We start from the raw sequence: 17,362 nt of genomic DNA, 5'->3' as shown, positions 1-17,362 counted from the left end.
GTCGGCGTGTCCGGGGCCGTCGGCGTGTCCGCCGGCCGCTAGTCCCTCGTACGCCTGGCCATCGCGTCCCAGAAATCGTCCAGTTCGCGGACTCGCATACTCACCCACTGCGGTGTCTTCCTGCGCACCCCCCTGGGCAGCCACCGCCGCACGCGTCCCGGCAGCAGCGCCTGCTGCTGCCGGCAGAACGGCTCCCGGATCTCCCCCCGCGGCACACAGCCCCGGGGCGGGTACGGGCAGAGCTGGAACTTGCAGTCGGGCAGACAGCTGGTTCCCGGCGCGGGCGGGTCCGAGATGCCGGCCCGCAGCTCGGGCCGCAGCGGCGCACGGTCGCTGCGGATGCACGGCGGCAGCGGCATCCCGGGCTGCTCCGCGCGGGCCATCCGCTCCTCGACCTCGTCCGGGTGCCCGTCCCGGTCGATGAGGTTCAGCATCACCATCATGTCGGCGACGAGACGCTGGGCGCGTGCGTCGAGGGTGCTCCACCCGACCGAGGGCGGGATCCACAGGTTGTGCTTGCGGTATCCCTCGGGGTTGCCGGTGCGCGCGCCGATGTTGTCGGCGACCCCCTTCTCGTCGATCCAGAGGAAGCGCTCGGGCTGCCCGGTCTCCAGCGCGAGGGCCACCAGGTCGCCCGCCTCGGCGACGAACGGATGCAGCGACCGGCGGGGCGAGTCGCCGTGCGCACCGGGGTGGCCGGGCGCTCTGTTCACTGTGCCGGCCATCGAAAGCCAGCGCTCAACAGTCTGTACGGCGGTTGCGCCACTCATCGTCCGGGCCGGCTCTCTCCCACCGTCGCGGTCGCCGTCCTTGCCCGCCGTCGCCTGCTCGCGCCGCTCATGAGTGCTCACGCTGTCCGGAAGTTCCCAAAGACACAGCGCCTGCAGCAGGATGAGCTGTGAATACCAGCAACGGGACTGCTGCAGCACGGTCTCCGCCTGGCGGATCAGGTCGGCGCGCCCGTCCGGGTAGGCGTGCGGGTGGCGTTTGCGCCGGTTGGCCGCGTACTTGAAGCCCTGGGCCAGCGCTGCTTCGAGGGCGAGCGGCAGGTCGGGGACGCCGCCGGTGGCTTTCGGGTCGAGGTGGCGCAGCCACTTGGTGAGGCGCTCGCGGGCCTCGTCACGGTGGGCCTCGTCGACCGAGCCCAGCAGCATGGGGATCAGCCAGGCACGCATCACGAACTCCCGGAACAGATCGACCCGTTTCTGCCGGTAGTCCTGGTTGAGTTCCCGCCGGTCCCGCTGCAACCGGGCGATGCGCTCGGACCTGGCCCGTGAGGGCGCGGCGGCCCTCGCCCGGCCCATGTGCGCGGCCCACTGCTCGTACTCCTGCCGCTTCCAGGTCTTCAACTCGCCGAGCCTGTCGTTGTACTCCTTCACGGGGTCGGTGTTCAGCCCGACCCGCGCACGGATCAGGGCGAACGCCGGGTTGCCGCCCGTGCCGAACTCCTGGGCGGCGGCCAGCCGTATGGAGTACGAGGGCTCCTGCACGCCGATCTCGAAGAGCTGCTCGTAGAGCGGGGTGGTGTCGATCCGGTCGGAGACGCTCCGCAGTGCGGCTCCGAGCTGCTTGAGCAGTCTCAGTTTCGCGTCGTCGAGGGTGCGCTGGTCGCCCTTGAAACCGGTCCAGCTCTCGCGCGCTTTGGCCACGATGCCGCTGAGCAGTCTCGGATCGTCCTCCACGCTCTCGATCTCCATGGCGGCGGCGTAGAGATCCAGAGCCTTCGGGTCGTCCGTGCGGCGGTCCGCGGCCCTGCAGAGCAGGTCGGCCAAGGTGTGGCCCCGCACGGGTGACTGGCGGACCAGCTCCTCGATCTCCCTCTTCACCTCGGCGCGGACGCCGCCCCTTCGGGCCCTGAGTCCCGCCGCCCGCCTGCGGGACAACAGCACCAGGGCGATGAGCAGTTCGCGACTGGGGCCGGGCGGCTGCAGCGACTGCTCGACGAGGTCGCCGGCGCCCCGCTCGCCCAGCTGGTTCAGTACGCGGTAGCCGAAGTAGGCCTGGATGATGCTGTGCGGGAAACGGACCCTGCGCTCGAAGCCCTCCACCAGGGCGAGCTTGTCCGCGTTGCCTGCGAAGCGGGCGAGGGCGGCACGGCACTGGTCCATGTTCCCCTCGCGCAGCCGCCTTCGCTCCTCCTCGCCGAGCCGCTCGCACATCACGTCCCAGATCTGTTGCCGGTGCCACTCGGAGAAGACGTTCCCGCGCCGGCCGTACCGGTCGAAGCCGCGCCGGCCGGCCCACAGATGCCCGGCCCGGGCCAGTGCGCGCCGCGCCGGACCGGGGTGGACGTCCGAGTCCAGCAGCTCCGCGAAGTCGACCTCCAGCTTGTCCTGGAGCAGTCCGACGCACGCCAGGGCGGAGACCACTTCGAGGGTGTCACGGCGCTCCTGCGGGGTCAGTGCGACGTCCTGGCGCAGCCGCCCCTGGCACAGCGCCTCGTCCCACGTCTGAAGCAGCCACAGCCGCAGCGTGCCGCGGTCCCGGCTGCGGGTGTTCATGTGCTGCGGATCGTTGTCCGGCCGGTCGTGCTCCAGGGCGCCGTGGCGGTGCAGTTCCCGGGCGATCTGCAGGTAGACGGGGGACTCGGTCACCTCGGCCGTCTCCACGATCCAGTCCACGCGGCGCTCGTCCGTCTCCGGGACGTGCGCCTGGACGAAGCGCAGGGCCTCCTCCTCGCTGAGCGGTTCCAGCTCCACGATCGCGGCGGACGTGCTCTCCAGCGGGCTGTGCGGCCGGGAGGCGATGACGAGGGGCAGCTTCTCCTCGTGGGCCCGCTCGATGGCCCGCCGGATGATGTTGTCCCGGTTCTGCTGGAGGCCGTCGCCCAGGAGGGCCTCCTCCAGTCCGTCGGCGATGACGACCGGCTTGTCGTCGGCGAGCAGTTGCTGCCAGACCCGCTCGGTCTTGCCGCGCGCGAGGATGCCGCGGGGCGCCTCGTCGGCGAACCGCCGCCTGGCCATGCGTTCGAAGTCCAGGTCGGTCCCGTCGGTCGCGTCCCGCAGCCGGATCGGTACGGGCACGGCGTTCTGCCGGGCCAGCAGCTCGGTGAGCCGTACCAGGAGGGCGGTCTTGCCCACGCCGACGCCGCCGACGAGCAGATAGGGCCGACGAGTGTCTCGCTCCCGCAGCCGTTCGGCGATGACCTGCGCGATCTCCTCCCGGCCCACGATCTCGCCCGTGTCGGGGCCGGCGGTGGGCACCAGTCGGCGGGGATCGCTCCGGGCCTTGGCGAGGTAGCGCCGCTTGGTCCAGCTGTACCACCAGAACAGGAAGAGCGCGGCGGCGACCGAAGCCGTGAGCACCGGGCCGATGAACCGGACGAGGGCGTCGACTCCCGCTTCGCTCTGCAGTTCTTCGACAGGGGAGGGCTTGCCCTTGTCGACCAGCATGTGCACGCCCGCCCCGACCCAACCGAGGACCACGAGCGCGCCAAGCGCCCAAACAATTCTGGCCACGTTGGTGTACGAGATCCACCTGCGCCACTTCTTCGGACGCGTGGTGCCGCGCCGGGCCTCCAGACGGATCGCCAGGGTGTGCCAGTGGCCGATCAGGACGCGGCTGATCCGATTCGCCATCCGTCTCGGAGCCAGCGTCGCCATCGGCGCGTTGCGCGGCCTCTCCTTGCCGGGCGGGCGGCGGACGACCCTCGTCATCATGCGTCTCCTTCCGAGAAAGGCTCTCGAAACGGAGGGACCGCGGGCACCGACACCTACCTCCATGGAAGCACTCGCGGCACGCCCCGCAACCCGGTGGAAGAACCGAGGCCACCAGCCGTTCCCGTCCGGCAGACTCGGCGTCATGGACGTCACGATCCGGCAGGTGGAACCCGGCGAGTACCAGGCCCTCGGTGAGATCACCGCGCAGGCCTACCTCCAGGACGGTCTGCTCGACTTCGGGGAGAGCGACGAGTACCTGGGCGAGCTGAGGAATGTGGCGAAGCGGGCCGCGGCAGCCGAGGTTCTGGTGGCGGCCGACGGCGACAGACTCCTCGGCGGCGTCACCTTCGTCCCGTCCGGCGGCCCCATGGCCGACATAGCGGGCCCCGGCGAAGCGGAGATCCGCATGCTGGCGGTCTCACAGGAGGCGCGCGGCCGTGGCGCCGGCGAGGCCCTCGTACGCGCCTGCGTCGACCGCGCACGGGCCACGGAGGGCTGCGTACGCATCGTCCTGTCGACCCAGCGCACCATGCACGGCGCCCACCGCATCTACGAGCGTCTGGGCTTCGTCCGCACGCCCGAGCGGGACTGGAACCCGATCCCGGCCCTCGACGACATCACTCTCCTCACCTATGAGTTGACACTCTGAAACCACCCCGACACAACATCTGGGGGTGACACGACAGCCCGGCACAAGATGTATGCTCATGCTCGCTGTCGCCGCAGGGGAATCCGGTGCGAATCCGGAACTGTCCCGCAACGGTGTACTCGTACAGGTATGCCCGCATGCCGTCGTACGAGAGTCAGTCCGAGGACCTGCCGACAGCGCGCCCCGGCCACCCGGTCGGTGCGCTCCGACGTCCGGGCCTCGTGGAATGGGCCGGTGGACGCGACGCCGCGTGCGCTCGTGTGCTGCCCCCTGCCCTCCCGCAAGGCCCCCGTGCCGAGCGAGGGAGAGCCCCCACGTGACCATCGCGCCAGCAGACCCGGCCTCAGCCGTTCCGACCGCCCCGGCCGTCCCGGCCGACGAGGACGCTCCGGGAACCGCCTTGCTGCGGACCCTGGCCGAGCTGACCGCCGACCTCCCCGACGCCGACCCCGGCCGGGTCGCCGCCGCCGCGTTGCGCGGCCGGTCCGCCGTCGCGGACGAGCAGGAGCTGCGCGAGCTGGCCACCGAGGCGGCGGCCGGTCTCATCTCCGAGGACCCCGCCTACAGCAGGCTGGCCGCCCGGCTGCTGACCCTCTCCATCGCCGCCGAGGCCGCCTCGCAGGGCGTCACGTCCTTCACCGAGTCGGTCGCCGTCGGCCACCGCGAGGGCCTCATCGCCGACCGGACGGCCGAGTTCGCGCGGATCCACGCGGCCCGCCTCGACGCCCTGATCGACACCGCCGCCGACGACCGCTTCGGCTACTTCGGCCTGCGCACCCTGCACAGCCGGTACCTGCTCCGGCACCCCCTCACCCGCAAGGTCATCGAGACGCCCCAGCACTTCATGCTGCGCGTCGCCGCCGGTCTCGCCGAGGACGACACCGTTCGCGCACTGGACGAAGTCGCCGCGCTCTACGGGCTCATGAGCCGCCTCGACTACCTCCCCTCCTCCCCCACGCTCTTCAACTCCGGCACCCGGCACCCCCAGATGTCGTCCTGCTACCTCCTGGACTCCCCCAAGGACGAGCTGGACTCCATCTACGACCGCTACCACCAGGTCGCCCGCCTCTCGAAGCACGCCGGCGGCATCGGCCTTTCGTACTCCCGCATCCGGTCCCGGGGTTCGCTGATCCGCGGCACCAACGGGCACTCCAACGGCATCGTCCCGTTCCTGAAGACCCTCGACGCCTCCGTCGCCGCCGTGAACCAGGGCGGCCGGCGCAAGGGTGCCGCCGCGGTCTACCTGGAGACCTGGCACTCCGACATCGAGGAGTTCCTGGAGCTGCGCGACAACACCGGCGAGGACGCCCGCCGTACGCACAACCTGAACCTCGCGCACTGGGTCCCGGACGAGTTCATGCGCCGCGTGAACGCCGACGCCCTGTGGTCCCTGTTCTCCCCCGCCGACGTGCCCGAGCTGGTCGACCTGTGGGGCGAGGAGTTCGACGCCGCCTACCGCAAGGCCGAGGAGGCGGGCCTCGCGAAGAAGACCATCCCGGCCCGCGACCTGTACGGCCGCATGATGCGCACCCTCGCGCAGACCGGCAACGGCTGGATGACCTTCAAGGACGCCGCCAACCGCACCGCCAACCAGACGGCCCTGCCGGGCCATGTCGTCCACTCCTCCAACCTCTGCACGGAGATCCTGGAGGTCACGGACGACGGGGAGACCGCGGTCTGCAACCTGGGCTCGGTCAACCTCGGCGCGTTCGTCGACACGGCGACCGGCGACATCGACTGGGAGCGGCTCGACGCCACCGTCCGGACCGCCGTCACCTTCCTCGACCGGGTCGTCGACATCAACTTCTACCCGACCGAGCAGGCCGGCCGGTCCAACGCCAAGTGGCGCCCGGTCGGGCTGGGCGCGATGGGCCTGCAGGACGTCTTCTTCAAGCTGCGGCTGCCGTTCGACTCGGCCGAGGCGAAGCAGCTCTCCACGCGGATCGCCGAGCGCATCATGCTCGCCGCGTACGAGGCCTCCGCCGACCTCGCCGAGCGCAGCGGCCCGCTGCCGGCCTGGGAGAAGACCCGTACGGCCCAGGGTGTCCTGCACCCCGACCACTACGGCGTCGAGCTGACCTGGCCCGAGCGCTGGGCCGCCCTGCGGGACCGTATGGCCACCACCGGCCTGCGCAACTCCCTCCTCCTGGCCATCGCGCCCACCGCCACCATCGCGTCCATCGCCGGCGTCTACGAGTGCATCGAGCCGCAGGTCTCCAACCTGTTCAAGCGCGAGACGCTGTCCGGTGAGTTCCTCCAGGTCAACTCCTACCTGGTCGACGAGCTGAAGGCGCTGGGCGTCTGGGACGCCCGCACCCGTGAGGCGCTGCGCGAGGCCAACGGCTCGGTGCAGGACTTCGCCTGGATCCCGGCGGACGTACGGGCCCTGTACCGCACGGCGTGGGAGATCCCGCAGCGCGGCCTGATCGACATGGCGGCGGCCCGGACCCCGTTCCTCGACCAGTCCCAGTCCCTGAACCTCTTCCTGGAGACGCCGACCATCGGCAAGCTCTCCTCGATGTACGCGTACGCCTGGAAGTCGGGCCTGAAGACGACGTACTACCTGCGCTCACGCCCGGCGACCCGCATCGCCCGCGCCGCCCAGGCGCAGAACCGAGCCACCATCCCCGTTCAGCAGCCGGCGCCCGAAGACGCCGTCGCCTGCTCCCTGGAAAACCCCGAGTCCTGCGAGGCCTGCCAGTAATGACCACCCATCAGAACCTGCTCGACCCGGGCTTCGAGCTGACCCTGCGCCCCATGCGCTACCCGGACTTCTACGAGCGTTACCGGGACGCCATCAAGAACACCTGGACCGTGGAGGAGGTCGACCTCCACTCGGACGTCGCCGATCTCGCCAAGCTCAGCCCCGCCGAGCAGCACCTCATCGGCCGCCTGGTGGCGTTCTTCGCGACGGGTGACTCGATCGTCGCGAACAACCTGGTGCTGACCCTCTACAAGCACATCAACTCCCCCGAGGCACGGCTGTACTTGAGCCGTCAGCTCTTCGAGGAGGCCGTCCACGTCCAGTTCTATCTGACGCTGCTGGACACCTACCTCCCCGACCCGGAGGACCGCGCCGCCGCCTTCGCGGCCGTGGAGAACATCCCCTCCATCCGCGAGAAGGCCGAGTTCTGCTTCAAGTGGATGGACTCGGTGGAGAAGCTGGACCGGCTGGAGTCCAAGGCCGACCGGCGACGCTTCCTGCTCAACCTGATCTGCTTCGCCGCGTGCATCGAGGGCCTGTTCTTCTACGGCGCCTTCGCCTACGTCTACTGGTTCCGCAGCCGCGGCCTGCTGCACGGCCTGGCCACCGGCACCAACTGGGTGTTCCGCGACGAGACGATGCACATGTCCTTCGCCTTCGACGTGGTCGACACCGTCCGCAAGGAGGAGCCGGAGCTCTTCGACGACCAGCTCCAGCAGCAGGTCACCGACATGCTGAGGGAGGCCGTCGAGGCCGAGCTGCAGTTCGGGCGCGACCTGTGCGGTGACGGCCTCCCGGGCATGAACAGCGAGTCGATGCGGCAGTACCTGGAGTGCGTCGCCGACCAGCGCCTGACGCGCCTCGGCTTCGCCCCGGTGTACGGCTCCGAGAACCCGTTCTCCTTCATGGAGCTGCAGGGCGTCCAGGAGCTCACCAACTTCTTCGAGCGGCGTCCGTCGGCGTACCAGGTCGCCGTGGAGGGCACGGTCGACCTGGACGAGGACTTCTAGTCCGCGGCTACTTCAACGCCACCGCGTCCCCGGCCGACACGACCCGCGCGGTCGTCGTCGTGCCGGGGAAGTACCAGCGCCAACTGCCCGCCGACGTCACGGTGACCTTGGTGCTGAGCTTGCCGTGGGTGCCCGTCGTCACGGTCTTCACCGTGCTGTAGTGGGCGCCCCCGGCGGGCCGGAACTGCAGCTTGACCGGCTGCCCGGTGTACCCGTGGTACTCCAGGTTCTCCCAATTGGCCCGCGTCAGCTTGCCGTTGACGGTGAGCGTGGCACCCTTGGCGACGGGCTCGGGGGTCGCGTCGGTGGTGAGCCTCGAGGCACGCTTGACCTTGTAGAGGGCGATACGGTCGGAGATCCAGTAGTCACCGTCGTTCGCCTTGACGGTGGCGTTGACCTGCCATTCACCGGCGGCCTTGTTGCTGTCGGCGTCGCTGTAGTGGGGGATCCAGGACGGTGTGATCCTCATCGTGGCCGTGCAGACCGAGGTGGTCGACGACTTCTTCACACACGCCGTGTCCACCCACTCGGCGAAGCCGCCCCCTACGGCACTGGACGTGTTGAAGGTGCTGACGCGGGTGAGCCCCTTCACCCCCGAGTCGTCCGTGATGGTGATGGCGATCGGGTACTCGACCACCTTCGTCGTCCCGACGATGACGTTCTTGCCGCCGTTGACGACCGTCTTGGTGACCCGGATGTCGCCCTCGCCCTCGGCATGGGCGCCGGTGGCCGTGAGCAGGGTCAGGGCTGCCGCCCCGCCTGCCACGGCCCACAGTCTGTGTCTCATGGTCCTCCCCTGTTGGTGCAGGAGAGGTTACGCCGCGGGCGCGAAGCCCTGCTGCCGGGCCCGGCGCTCCTCCGCCTCCCTGATCTGGCGGTCGATGCGCCGGTCGCGCACGATCCCGATCACCGACGGGAGGACCAGCAGGACGAACATGCCGAGAACGGTGATCATTGCGAGCAGTCCTTCTGTCTGTTCCGTAGTCATGACACCACTGTCGCGCCGGACACTCCTTACGAACAGTGGCAGGACTGCCGTAGACCCTCGATTTACTGCCACCGGCGAGGCACACTGGCCGCATGCTGAAGAACGTCGCCTGCGTCCTCGTCGACGGCGCGCACCCCTTCGAACTCGGCGTCGTCTGCGAGGTGTTCGGCCTCGACCGGAGCGACGAGGGCCTGCCGGTGTACGACTTCGCCGTGGTCTCGGCCGAGGGGTCGGCGCTGAGCACCCACGTCCCGGGCTTCACGGTCTCGACCCCGTACGGCCTGGAACGCCTGGAGGAGGCCGACCTGATCGCCGTCCCGGCCTCGGACGGGAACGTCACCCGTGAGTACCCGCCCGAGCTGCTCGACGCCCTGCGCCGGGCCGTCGACCGGGGCGCCCGGGTGCTCAGCGTCTGCTCCGGCGTCTTCGTGCTGGGCGCGGCCGGGCTGCTCAACGGGCGGCGCTGCGCCGCTCACTGGCGGCACGCCGAGACACTCGCCCGGCGCTTTCCGCGGGCGGTCGTCGAGCCGGACGTGCTGTACGTCGACGCGGACCCGGTGATCACCTCCGCCGGCACCGCGGCCGGCATCGACGCCTGCCTGCACATCGTGCGCAAGGAGCAGGGCCCCGAGGTCGCCAACAGAATCGCCCGCCGCATGGTGGTGCCGCCGCACCGGGACGGCGGGCAGGCCCAGTACATCGAGCGCCCGCTGCCCCGCTCCGAGTGCGACACGGTCGGCGAGGTGCTGGCGTGGATGGAGCGGCACCTCGACGAGGAGGTCACCGTCGAGCAGCTCGCCGAGCGTGCGCACATGTCGCCGCGCACCTTCGCCCGCCGCTTCCAGCAGGAGACCGGTACGACTCCCTACCGCTGGATCCTGCGCCAACGGGTGCTGCTGGCGCAGCGGTTGCTGGAGGTGACGGACGAGACGGTGGACGCGATCGCCGGCCGGGCCGGCTTCGGTACGGCGGCCGCACTGCGCCATCAGTTCGTACGGGCGCTGGGGACGACCCCGAACGCCTACCGGAGGACGTTCCAGGGACCGGACGCGGCCTGAGCCGCCGCCGTCGGGGCCGTCGGCGCCTTCGCGCGGACCTCAGTCGTTCGCGACCACGGGGTAGCGCGGCTCGTTCTCGGCCATCTGCCGCAGCGCGTCCTTGCGCTCCCGCTTGGAGAGACGGTCGATGTAGAGGTAGCCGTACAGGTGGTCGGTCTCGTGCTGCAGGCAGCGGGCGAAGTACCCGGTGCCGCGCACCTTGATCGGGTTGCCCTTCTCGTCCTGCCCGGTCACCTCGGCGTAGTCGGGGCGGGCCAGCGGCGCGTACGCCGTCGGCACGGACAGGCAGCCCTCGTTGCTGTCGTCCAGGCGACGCTTGTCGGCGGGCAGGTCGACGAGCTTGGGGTTGCACACCACGCCGACGTGCTGCTTGCCCTGGTCGTCCATGCAGTCGTAGACGAAGACCTTCAGGTCGACGCCGATCTGGTTGGCGGCCAGGCCCACGCCCTCGGCGGTGCGCTGCGAGGCGAACATGTCGTCGACCAGCTTCAGCAGCTCGTCGTCGAACTCGGTGACGTCCTTGCACTCCTTGTGGAGCACCGGGTTCCCGACGACGGTGATGGGCCGCGAGGTGCCACGCTCGCGGTACGCCTGCTCGCGCTCCTCGCAGTCCTCCGTGTCGATGACGAAGCCCTCGTCGTCGACGGGGAGCACGCCCGCGTGCTGCTGATCGGTGTCCTGCTGGGCCATGACAGACGTACGCCTTCCTGCACAAACAAAAGAAAAGGGGGTTGTGATGCTGATACAGGGTACGGCGAATGCTCAGCAGACCTCTTCGAGATCCCGCCAGTCCCTGGAATCCGGGCTGTCGGCGACCCATCCGTCCAGCAGTCCCCGCACCAGTGACGCGGGCGCTGCGACGCCACACTCCCGCTCCGGCACCCACAGCTGCCCGTCGGTGCGGTGTCCCAGCGGCCCGGGGTGACCCGGCTCGCTGTGGTCGTGCGGGTCCAGGTGCTCCCCGTCGCCCTCGTCGGACGGCATCCGCGACTCGGAGCACATCCGGCACAGCAGCCGCACCGACGACGACCAGTCCTCCGCGGCGAACCCGGCGTCGGCGGCGAGCTGCTCCAGCGCGTCCCGGTCGGCCTCGGTGGCGGCCTCGAGGAGGACCACCCAGGTCGGCACCGGCGAGGGCGCCCACAGCTCGATCTCGTCGAAGACGGGGTAGGCGTGCCCGGCGGACGTGGTCCGCTCGCCGTGCGGCACTCCGTCGTGCAGGGCGACCTCGCCCCAGCGGCGCCCGGAGGACGGCAGCGGGATCGACAGCACCTCGATACGGGCGGGGTCGAGGCGCCGCCCCCACACGACCTCGGCCTCCCCCTCGGGGGACAGCCGTACGGCCGCGCTGCCCAGGTCCATCCCGACCGGCTCACCGGACTCGGTCGCCCCGCCGGGCACCCGCAGCCCGTAGGCCTGCCAGGCCCGCCGGGCCAGCGGCCAGTCCTGCAGGGCGGTGGCGGCGATGCCGACGTTCCACCAGTCGGGCGCCCCGGTCTCCCGGTCGAGCAGCGCCACGGCACGCAGTCCGGCCGCGCGGGCCTGCTCCCAGTCGTGCCGGAACTTGTGCAGCAGGGCGAGGTTGAACCAGGACTCCGAAAGCCAGGGCTCCAGATCGGCGGCACGTGTCAGCAACGCGCCCGCGTCCTCGTACCGGCCGTCGCCGATGAGTGTGAACGCCCGGTCGGTGGCCTGCCGCCAGGAGGCGGAGGGCCGGTGCCGTCCCTTGCCGAAGATCCTCACGATTCCCGCCTGCCAGTTCCGTGGAGTGGGCTGGCTAGTGCTCGCCCCCGGACACCCTCTCATTCGCATCCAACCACGTACGGCTGGAAGGGCGCTCATTACCCATGGGTTACCCAGCCACAGGCCATGTCAGACAGTCTCTGGCCAGCACCCGCGCGAGCGAGCCCACCACCTCCGGCGCATAGTCCCCGGCGGTGCCCAGCCGCAGCTCCTCCAGCGCCTTCAGCGGCCCATCGGGGCCGGCGTCCCGCGCCTTCTCCTCGTAGGCGTTCACGGCCCGCACGATCCGCGCGGCGACCGGCTGCTCCGGGCAGGGGTCGGCGAGCCTTTCCACGACCGTCGCCACCTGCGCGGGCACCCCGGTCTGCCGTACGACGGCCCCGCCGAGCAGCGCGATCCGCCGCTGTTCCTCGACGGGCAGCCCGGCGGTGGCCCCGGCCGGCACCGGGTCGACCAGGCTCAGCTGGCCGATGTCATGCATCAGCGCCGCGTACTCCAGCACGGTGAGCTCCGCCTCGGACAGGCCCAGGTCCCGCCCGACCTCCCGGCTGAGCGCGGCCACCCGCCGGGCGTGTCCGGCCGGCGTGTACCCGGCGATCTCGGTGGCCCGGGCGAGGGAGGCGATGGTCTGCCGGTAGGTGGTCCGCACGGCGGCGTAGCGGCGCAGTGACATCTGGGTGAGCAGGAGGGGCAGCGAGAAGACGGGCAGCGCCCACAGCCCGACCACGGCGACCGCGAGCGCCATCACCGCGCCCGTCGCGCAGACGGCCGACCCGATCCCGAGCGTCGCCCGCAGCTCGTCACGCAGCAGCGGCCCGAACGGCCACCGGGTGCGGGAATGCGCCAGCGCGGCGGCCAGCACGGCGTCGCACAGGGCGGTCAGGACCAGGATCGCCAGCAGGAGCAGGGCGTAGCCGGGGCCCCAGCCCTGGAACGTGCCCTGGTTGTACAGGGGTTGGAAGCACACGGCGGCGAAGCCGACGGTGAGCACGCGCCGGGCGAGGTGGTCGAGCACGGGGCGCCCGCGCGCGATGTGCGGCACGCTGCCGAGGAGCGAGGCGGCGAGGACCACGGCACCGACCTGGAGGACCCCGTGATGGGTGGGGTGACCGCCGGCCTCCCCCAGCAGGGCGTACGACAGCGCCCCGGCGGCGCCGAGCGGGGCGGCCTCCCGGCCCTCCGCGCCGGTCCACCGGGTGAGCTCGCCGACGGTGACGAGGACGCCGAAGGCGAGGGCGATACCTCGTTCCTCCAGCCCGTCGCCGAGGGTGCCGAGGAGGGAGGCTCCGGCGAGGAGGGCCGCGGAGGTGTGGACGAGGGTGAGGAGGTGGGGCGGTTTCCCGGGGGTACAGGGGGCGCTCACCGGTGCGCTCCCGGAACACCGGCGACCGGGGGGCGCGCAGGGGGCGTACAGGCTTCGTCGGCGGTCACTGCAGGATGCCATCCGTACTGGTCCACGGCTTTGGCGAGGGCCGTGACCATCCGGGGGTCGAACTGCGAGCCGGCGCACTTCGCCAGCTCCCCCAGGGCGACGGACACGGGCCGGGCCCGCGAATACGACCGGGTCGACGTCATCGCGTCGAACGCGTCCGCGACCGCCACCACCCGCGCCGACTCCGGGATCTGGCTCCCCCTCAGCCCGTAGGGGTACCCGCTCCCGTCCAGCCGCTCATGGTGATGGAGTACGGCGGCCCGGGCCTCGCCGAGGAAGGAGATACCCCGGACCATCTCGTGCCCGTACTCGGGGTGCAGCTCGATCACCCGCCGCTCATCAGGCGTGAGCGGCCCGTTCTTGCGCAGCAGCCGCGTGGGCACGCCGAGCTTCCCCACGTCGTGCAGGATCCCGGCGAACCGCAGCACCTCGACGCGCTCGTCGGCCAGGCCCAGCTCACGCGCGATCATCATCGAGGCCTGTCCGACCCGCTCGCTGTGGCCGCGGGTGTAGCCGTCCTTGATGTCGACGGCCTGGACCAGCGCCCGGATGGTCGCCTGATGAGCCGCGCGTTCCCGGTGGTACTGGGCGAACACCCACCCCGACACACACATCGGCAGCAGCACGAGCAGCGCGGCGACGGAGCCGTACGGACTGCGCCACAGCACGGCCATCATCAGCCCGGCCAGACCGTGTACGGCGATGGGCGCGAGCGAGCGCAGGAACAGCCCCCGCCAGGCGCGCGGCACCCGCACGGGCTCGGCCACCGTGAGAATCCCGGCGTCCAGCGCGGTCAGCACCAGACAGAACGTCAGTACCGCGCCCCCGGCCGACAGCAGCACACAGGGGAATTGGCCCGTCGCGACGGCATCCTGCCCGTCCAGTGCCCCGTGCACCCGGGCCGCCGCCCAGACGGCGACGGCGAGCTGGGCGGCCCGCCAGATCCGGCGGGTCCACAGCGGCCGTTGCCCGGCCGGCGACAGCAGGGCCCCCGGCACCGCGACCAGCGCGGCGGCGGGTGGCGGCAGCAGAAAGGCCCCTGCGAGCAGCACGGGATAGAAGGTGCCCGCGAACCGCCATCGGGCGGCGATCCGCTCGCCGGCGGCATACAGCGCGGCGAGCAGGGCGACCGCCCACCAGGGCGTGTGTGCCACGAGCAACGGCACGAGGCAGGCGAGGGCGCACAGCGCCACACAGGCGACGTAGACCCGCGCCCGTGCCGGTATCGCCTCCATCTTGGACGCCTCCCCAACCATGACCTGCTCAGCTCAACGCGGAGCCTAGGTCGGTGAGAGGGGCGGCTGCGGGCTTGTCACGCGCCGATTAGCACGTTCGAGTGACGACAGCCCGTTCCCGGGACGGGAGTTCAGGACTCCTGCGGTGTCGCGGTCACGTCGTGGTCGGGCACCGCCTGCCCGGAGCGGATCAGGTCGAGCCGCCCCAGGACCTTGGCGCGCAGGTCGGTCGGCACGTCGTCATGGCCGCAGCAGCGCTTGACCAGCTTCTTCACGGCCTCTTCCAGGCCGTACTTCTCCAGGCACGGCGAGCACTCCTTGAAGTGCTGCTTGAACTTGTCGCGGTCGACGTCCGGCATCTCACTGTCGAGGAACTCGTAGAGATGATCGAGTACCTCACTGCAGTCCGTCTCGTGCGGCTCTCCGCAGCTCATGAGCCCGAACCTTTCACTTCGTTCGACTCTCCGGCGCCCGCCGGGACCAGCCCGCGCTCACGCGCGTAGTCCTCGAGCATGCCGCGCAGTTGACGGCGGCCCCGGTGCAGCCGGGACATCACCGTACCGATGGGTGTCCCCATGATGTCCGCGATCTCCTTGTACGCAAAGCCCTCGACGTCGGCGAGGTACACGGCGATGCGGAATTCCTCGGGGATCGCCTGAAGCGCTTCCTTCACGTCCGAGTCCGGCAGGTGGTCGAGCGCCTGCGACTCCGCGGAGCGCAAGCCCGTCGACATGTGCGACTCGGCGCGGGCGAGCTGCCAGTCCTCGATCTCCTCCGCCGCCGAACGCTGCGGCTCACGCTGCTTCTTGCGGTAGGAGTTGATGAAGGTGTTGGTGAGGATCCGGTACAGCCACGCCTTCAGGTTGGTGCCCTCGCGGAACTGGTGGAAGGACGCGTACGCCTTGGCGTACGTCTCCTGCACCAGGTCCTCGGCGTCGGCCGGGTTGCGCGTCATGCGCAGCGCGGCCGAGTACATCTGGTCGAGGAATTCAAGCGCGTCCCGCTCGAAGCGCGCGCTGCGCTCGGCGGTCGTCTCCGTGGACGTGCCCACGCTCGTGCCCAGGCCCTCGGGCTGCTCCGCCTGGCCGTTGTCGGTCCCTGCGTCGGTACCGGGAACCGGACCCACCTCCTCAAGATTCCGGGCAGGACCGAATCCGGTCCCGCCTGAATCGGAGGATAGACGACCTGCCGTACCTGCCGCCCCTCGAATAGGAGCGGTCCTGGCCGCGTGCAGCACTGTCCAGTCCAGGTCAGCACGGCTGCCACGGCTCGGGCAGAAGGTCGAACCCATGCGGCGGACTTCCTCTCCTACGACGTCTGCGCTGCTCGTTCAGCACCGCTGTCCGCCACAACAGAGGCCGGGCCCCCGACATTCCCCAACCTTTACCCGAGTGACCCGACCCACTTGACCACCGCGTCCGTGATGACCGCCACGGCCTCGTCCTGATCGAGGGGAGCCCGCTTGGGCACGGCGAACCCGTGATCGCCGTACGGCACCTCGATCAGCTCGAAGTCCCCGTCCGGGAACTCCTCCGGCTTCCCGAACGGATCGTTCCCGCCCTGTACGACGAGGGTGGGCACCCCGGCTCCGAGCAGTTCGTCGGCGCGGGACTTCTCGGGCTTGCCCGGCGGGTGGAGGGGGAAGCCGAGGGCGAGGACGGCGTGTGCTCCGAGTGCGGCCGCCGTGCGGCAGGCCACCCGGGCACCGGCACTGCGTCCGCCGGAGATCACCGGCAGCCCGGGCGCGGCGAGGGCGGGCCACAGCCCCCGCCAGCCGACGTCGAGGGTCTTCGGGGCGGGCGCCACCTTCTTGCCGGCCACTCTCCAGGGCTGCTCCACGAGGGCGACGGTCACCCCGTGGGTCGGGAGGACCTGGGCGAGCGCCCTCAGGTCCCGCGCCTCGATGCCGCCCCCGGCGCCATGGCTCACGGCCAGGACCAGCCGCGCCTGCTTCGCCGGGTGCCAGGTGATGCGGGCGTCGCCCGCCTCCGTGCCGATGATCTCGGTCGTCGGGGCGGACTCGTTCGTCACGTCGGGCTCGTTCGTCACGTCAGAAGAGTGTGCCCTCTTCGGGGCCGTCCAGCTCCTTCAGCAGCTCCGGGCCGTTGTTGCGGACGTTGCTGACCAGCGTGGAGACGGGGTAGGCGCGCATCAGTCCGGCGGGCGGCGGATCGAGCAGCGTCCGCAGCTCCTCGGGATCGGTGCGGGACGGGTCGAGCCAGGCGTCCCAGCGGTCCGGCGTCAGCATCAGCGGCATGCGGGGGTGGATGTCGGCCAGCGAGGCCGGGCCCTCGGGCGGCGTCACCGCCAGCGGCGTCGTCTCGGCCTCCGTGGTGATGACCGAGCAGGTCACCCACCAGGCCTGCGGATGCTCGTCCGGCAGCGTCCGGTCCCGCCAGAACTCGTACAGCCCCGCCATCGCGAACACCGAGCCGTCGGCGGGCAGCACGAAGTACGGCTGCTTGCGCGGCCGTTTGCGCCGGCCCTCCTGTTCCAGGTCCAGCTCCTGCTTGCCGGTGACCCACTCGTAGTAGCCGTCGGCGGGGATGATGCAGCGCCGGGAACTGAAGGCCCGGCGGTAGGACGGCTTCTCGTGGACCGTCTCCGCGCGCGCGTTGATCATCTTGAAGGCGGTCTCGGGGGTCTTGGACCAGCTGGGAACCAGTCCCCACTTGAGCTTGCGCAGCTGCCGAACCGGCCGGGGGTCCGGCACGTCTTTCAAAGGACGGTCGAGGACGACGTGGACCTCTTTGGTGGGTGCCACGTTGTAGTCCGGCTCCAGGGTCTCCTCGGGCTCCCACTTCTCGATCTCAAAGATTCCTGCGAGATCCTCGGCTCCACGACTCGCTGCATACCGTCCGCACATACGTGCCACACTGCCAGA

Annotated in this window: 15 protein-coding genes and 1 riboswitch; of the genes, 4 read left to right on the top strand and 11 right to left on the bottom strand. The window is 70.7% G+C overall.

The genetic code is table 11. The annotated features are described in order from the left end of the window. Positions 1-38: 38 nt before the first annotated feature. Positions 39-3,656 carry an NACHT domain-containing protein gene (locus ACIREI_RS14920; protein WP_403332369.1) on the bottom strand — a complete coding sequence of 1,206 codons (3,618 nt, stop codon included), beginning with the start codon at positions 3,654-3,656 and terminating at the stop codon, positions 39-41. A 145-nt stretch (positions 3,657-3,801) separates the two neighbouring features. Here ACIREI_RS14920 and ACIREI_RS14915 point away from each other — a divergent pair, with 145 nt between their 5' ends. From ACIREI_RS14915 to ACIREI_RS14905, 3 genes are all read left to right on the top strand, one after another. Then, the gene (locus ACIREI_RS14915) at positions 3,802-4,308 is read left to right on the top strand and encodes a GNAT family N-acetyltransferase (RefSeq protein WP_403332365.1); all 507 of its coding nucleotides are present in this window, start codon (positions 3,802-3,804) and stop codon (positions 4,306-4,308) included. 77 nt (positions 4,309-4,385) lie between these two features. Then, positions 4,386-4,476: riboswitch (cobalamin riboswitch) on the top strand. Between the two features lie 148 nt (positions 4,477-4,624). Beyond that, entirely contained in the window at positions 4,625-7,012 is a 2,388-nt protein-coding gene (locus tag ACIREI_RS14910) for a ribonucleoside-diphosphate reductase subunit alpha (protein ID WP_403332362.1), read from the top strand. Next, a complete protein-coding gene (locus ACIREI_RS14905; RefSeq protein WP_403332359.1) occupies positions 7,012-8,022 on the top strand; it encodes a ribonucleotide-diphosphate reductase subunit beta in 1,011 nt (336 codons plus the stop codon). Before ACIREI_RS14910 ends, ACIREI_RS14905 begins: the two co-directional genes overlap by 1 nt. A 7-nt stretch (positions 8,023-8,029) precedes the next feature. On the opposite strand, the gene ACIREI_RS14900 is transcribed toward ACIREI_RS14905, so the two are convergent. Both ACIREI_RS14900 and ACIREI_RS14895 read right to left on the bottom strand, forming a co-directional pair. Further along, positions 8,030-8,809: a hypothetical protein gene (locus tag ACIREI_RS14900; RefSeq protein WP_403332356.1), complete on the bottom strand. Its 780-nt coding sequence runs from the start codon at positions 8,807-8,809 to the stop codon at positions 8,030-8,032. Between the two features lie 27 nt (positions 8,810-8,836). Beyond that, positions 8,837-9,010, bottom strand: coding sequence for a hypothetical protein (locus ACIREI_RS14895; protein WP_403332353.1), 174 nt, complete (start codon positions 9,008-9,010; stop codon positions 8,837-8,839). Positions 9,011-9,102: 92 nt separating this feature from the next. Between ACIREI_RS14895 and ACIREI_RS14890 the strand changes: the two genes are divergently transcribed. Next, positions 9,103-10,068, top strand: coding sequence for a GlxA family transcriptional regulator (locus tag ACIREI_RS14890; RefSeq protein WP_403332350.1), 966 nt, complete (start codon positions 9,103-9,105; stop codon positions 10,066-10,068). A 39-nt stretch (positions 10,069-10,107) separates the two neighbouring features. On the opposite strand, the gene def is transcribed toward ACIREI_RS14890, so the two are convergent. From def to ACIREI_RS14850, 8 genes are all read right to left on the bottom strand, one after another. After that, complete coding sequence (gene def, locus ACIREI_RS14885; protein WP_403332347.1) at positions 10,108-10,758, bottom strand: peptide deformylase; 651 nt, start codon at positions 10,756-10,758, stop codon at positions 10,108-10,110. 72 nt (positions 10,759-10,830) lie between these two features. Then, positions 10,831-11,811, bottom strand: a complete 981-nt coding sequence (locus tag ACIREI_RS14880) for a tetratricopeptide repeat protein (RefSeq protein ID WP_403332344.1) — start codon at positions 11,809-11,811, stop codon at positions 10,831-10,833. Positions 11,812-11,920: 109 nt separating this feature from the next. Beyond that, complete coding sequence (locus tag ACIREI_RS14875) at positions 11,921-13,174, bottom strand: HD-GYP domain-containing protein (protein ID WP_403332341.1); 1,254 nt, start codon at positions 13,172-13,174, stop codon at positions 11,921-11,923. Continuing rightward, positions 13,171-14,478, bottom strand: a complete 1,308-nt coding sequence (locus tag ACIREI_RS14870; protein WP_403332338.1) for an HD-GYP domain-containing protein — start codon at positions 14,476-14,478, stop codon at positions 13,171-13,173. The genes ACIREI_RS14875 and ACIREI_RS14870 overlap by 4 nt, the downstream gene beginning before the upstream one ends. Before the next feature lie 131 nt (positions 14,479-14,609). Further along, entirely contained in the window at positions 14,610-14,912 is a 303-nt protein-coding gene (gene rsrA / locus ACIREI_RS14865; RefSeq protein ID WP_301997018.1) for a mycothiol system anti-sigma-R factor, read from the bottom strand. Beyond that, positions 14,909-15,604 (bottom strand): sigma-70 family RNA polymerase sigma factor, encoded by a 696-nt coding sequence (locus ACIREI_RS14860; RefSeq protein WP_301997020.1) that lies wholly within the window; start codon positions 15,602-15,604, stop codon positions 14,909-14,911. Before ACIREI_RS14860 ends, rsrA begins: the two co-directional genes overlap by 4 nt. A 257-nt stretch (positions 15,605-15,861) precedes the next feature. Beyond that, a complete protein-coding gene (locus tag ACIREI_RS14855; protein ID WP_403332334.1) occupies positions 15,862-16,527 on the bottom strand; it encodes an alpha/beta family hydrolase in 666 nt (221 codons plus the stop codon). 1 nt (position 16,528) lies between these two features. Next, positions 16,529-17,344 (bottom strand): SOS response-associated peptidase, encoded by an 816-nt coding sequence (locus ACIREI_RS14850; RefSeq protein ID WP_403332331.1) that lies wholly within the window; start codon positions 17,342-17,344, stop codon positions 16,529-16,531. Positions 17,345-17,362 lie beyond the last annotated feature (18 nt).

The sequence above is a fragment of the Streptomyces sp. NPDC093591 genome, assembly GCF_044764885.1.
Taxonomy (GTDB): Bacteria; Actinomycetota; Actinomycetes; order Streptomycetales; family Streptomycetaceae; genus Streptomyces.
The sequence above is the reverse complement of the archived record's forward strand: the minus strand, read 5'-3'. Positions and strand labels throughout refer to the sequence as shown.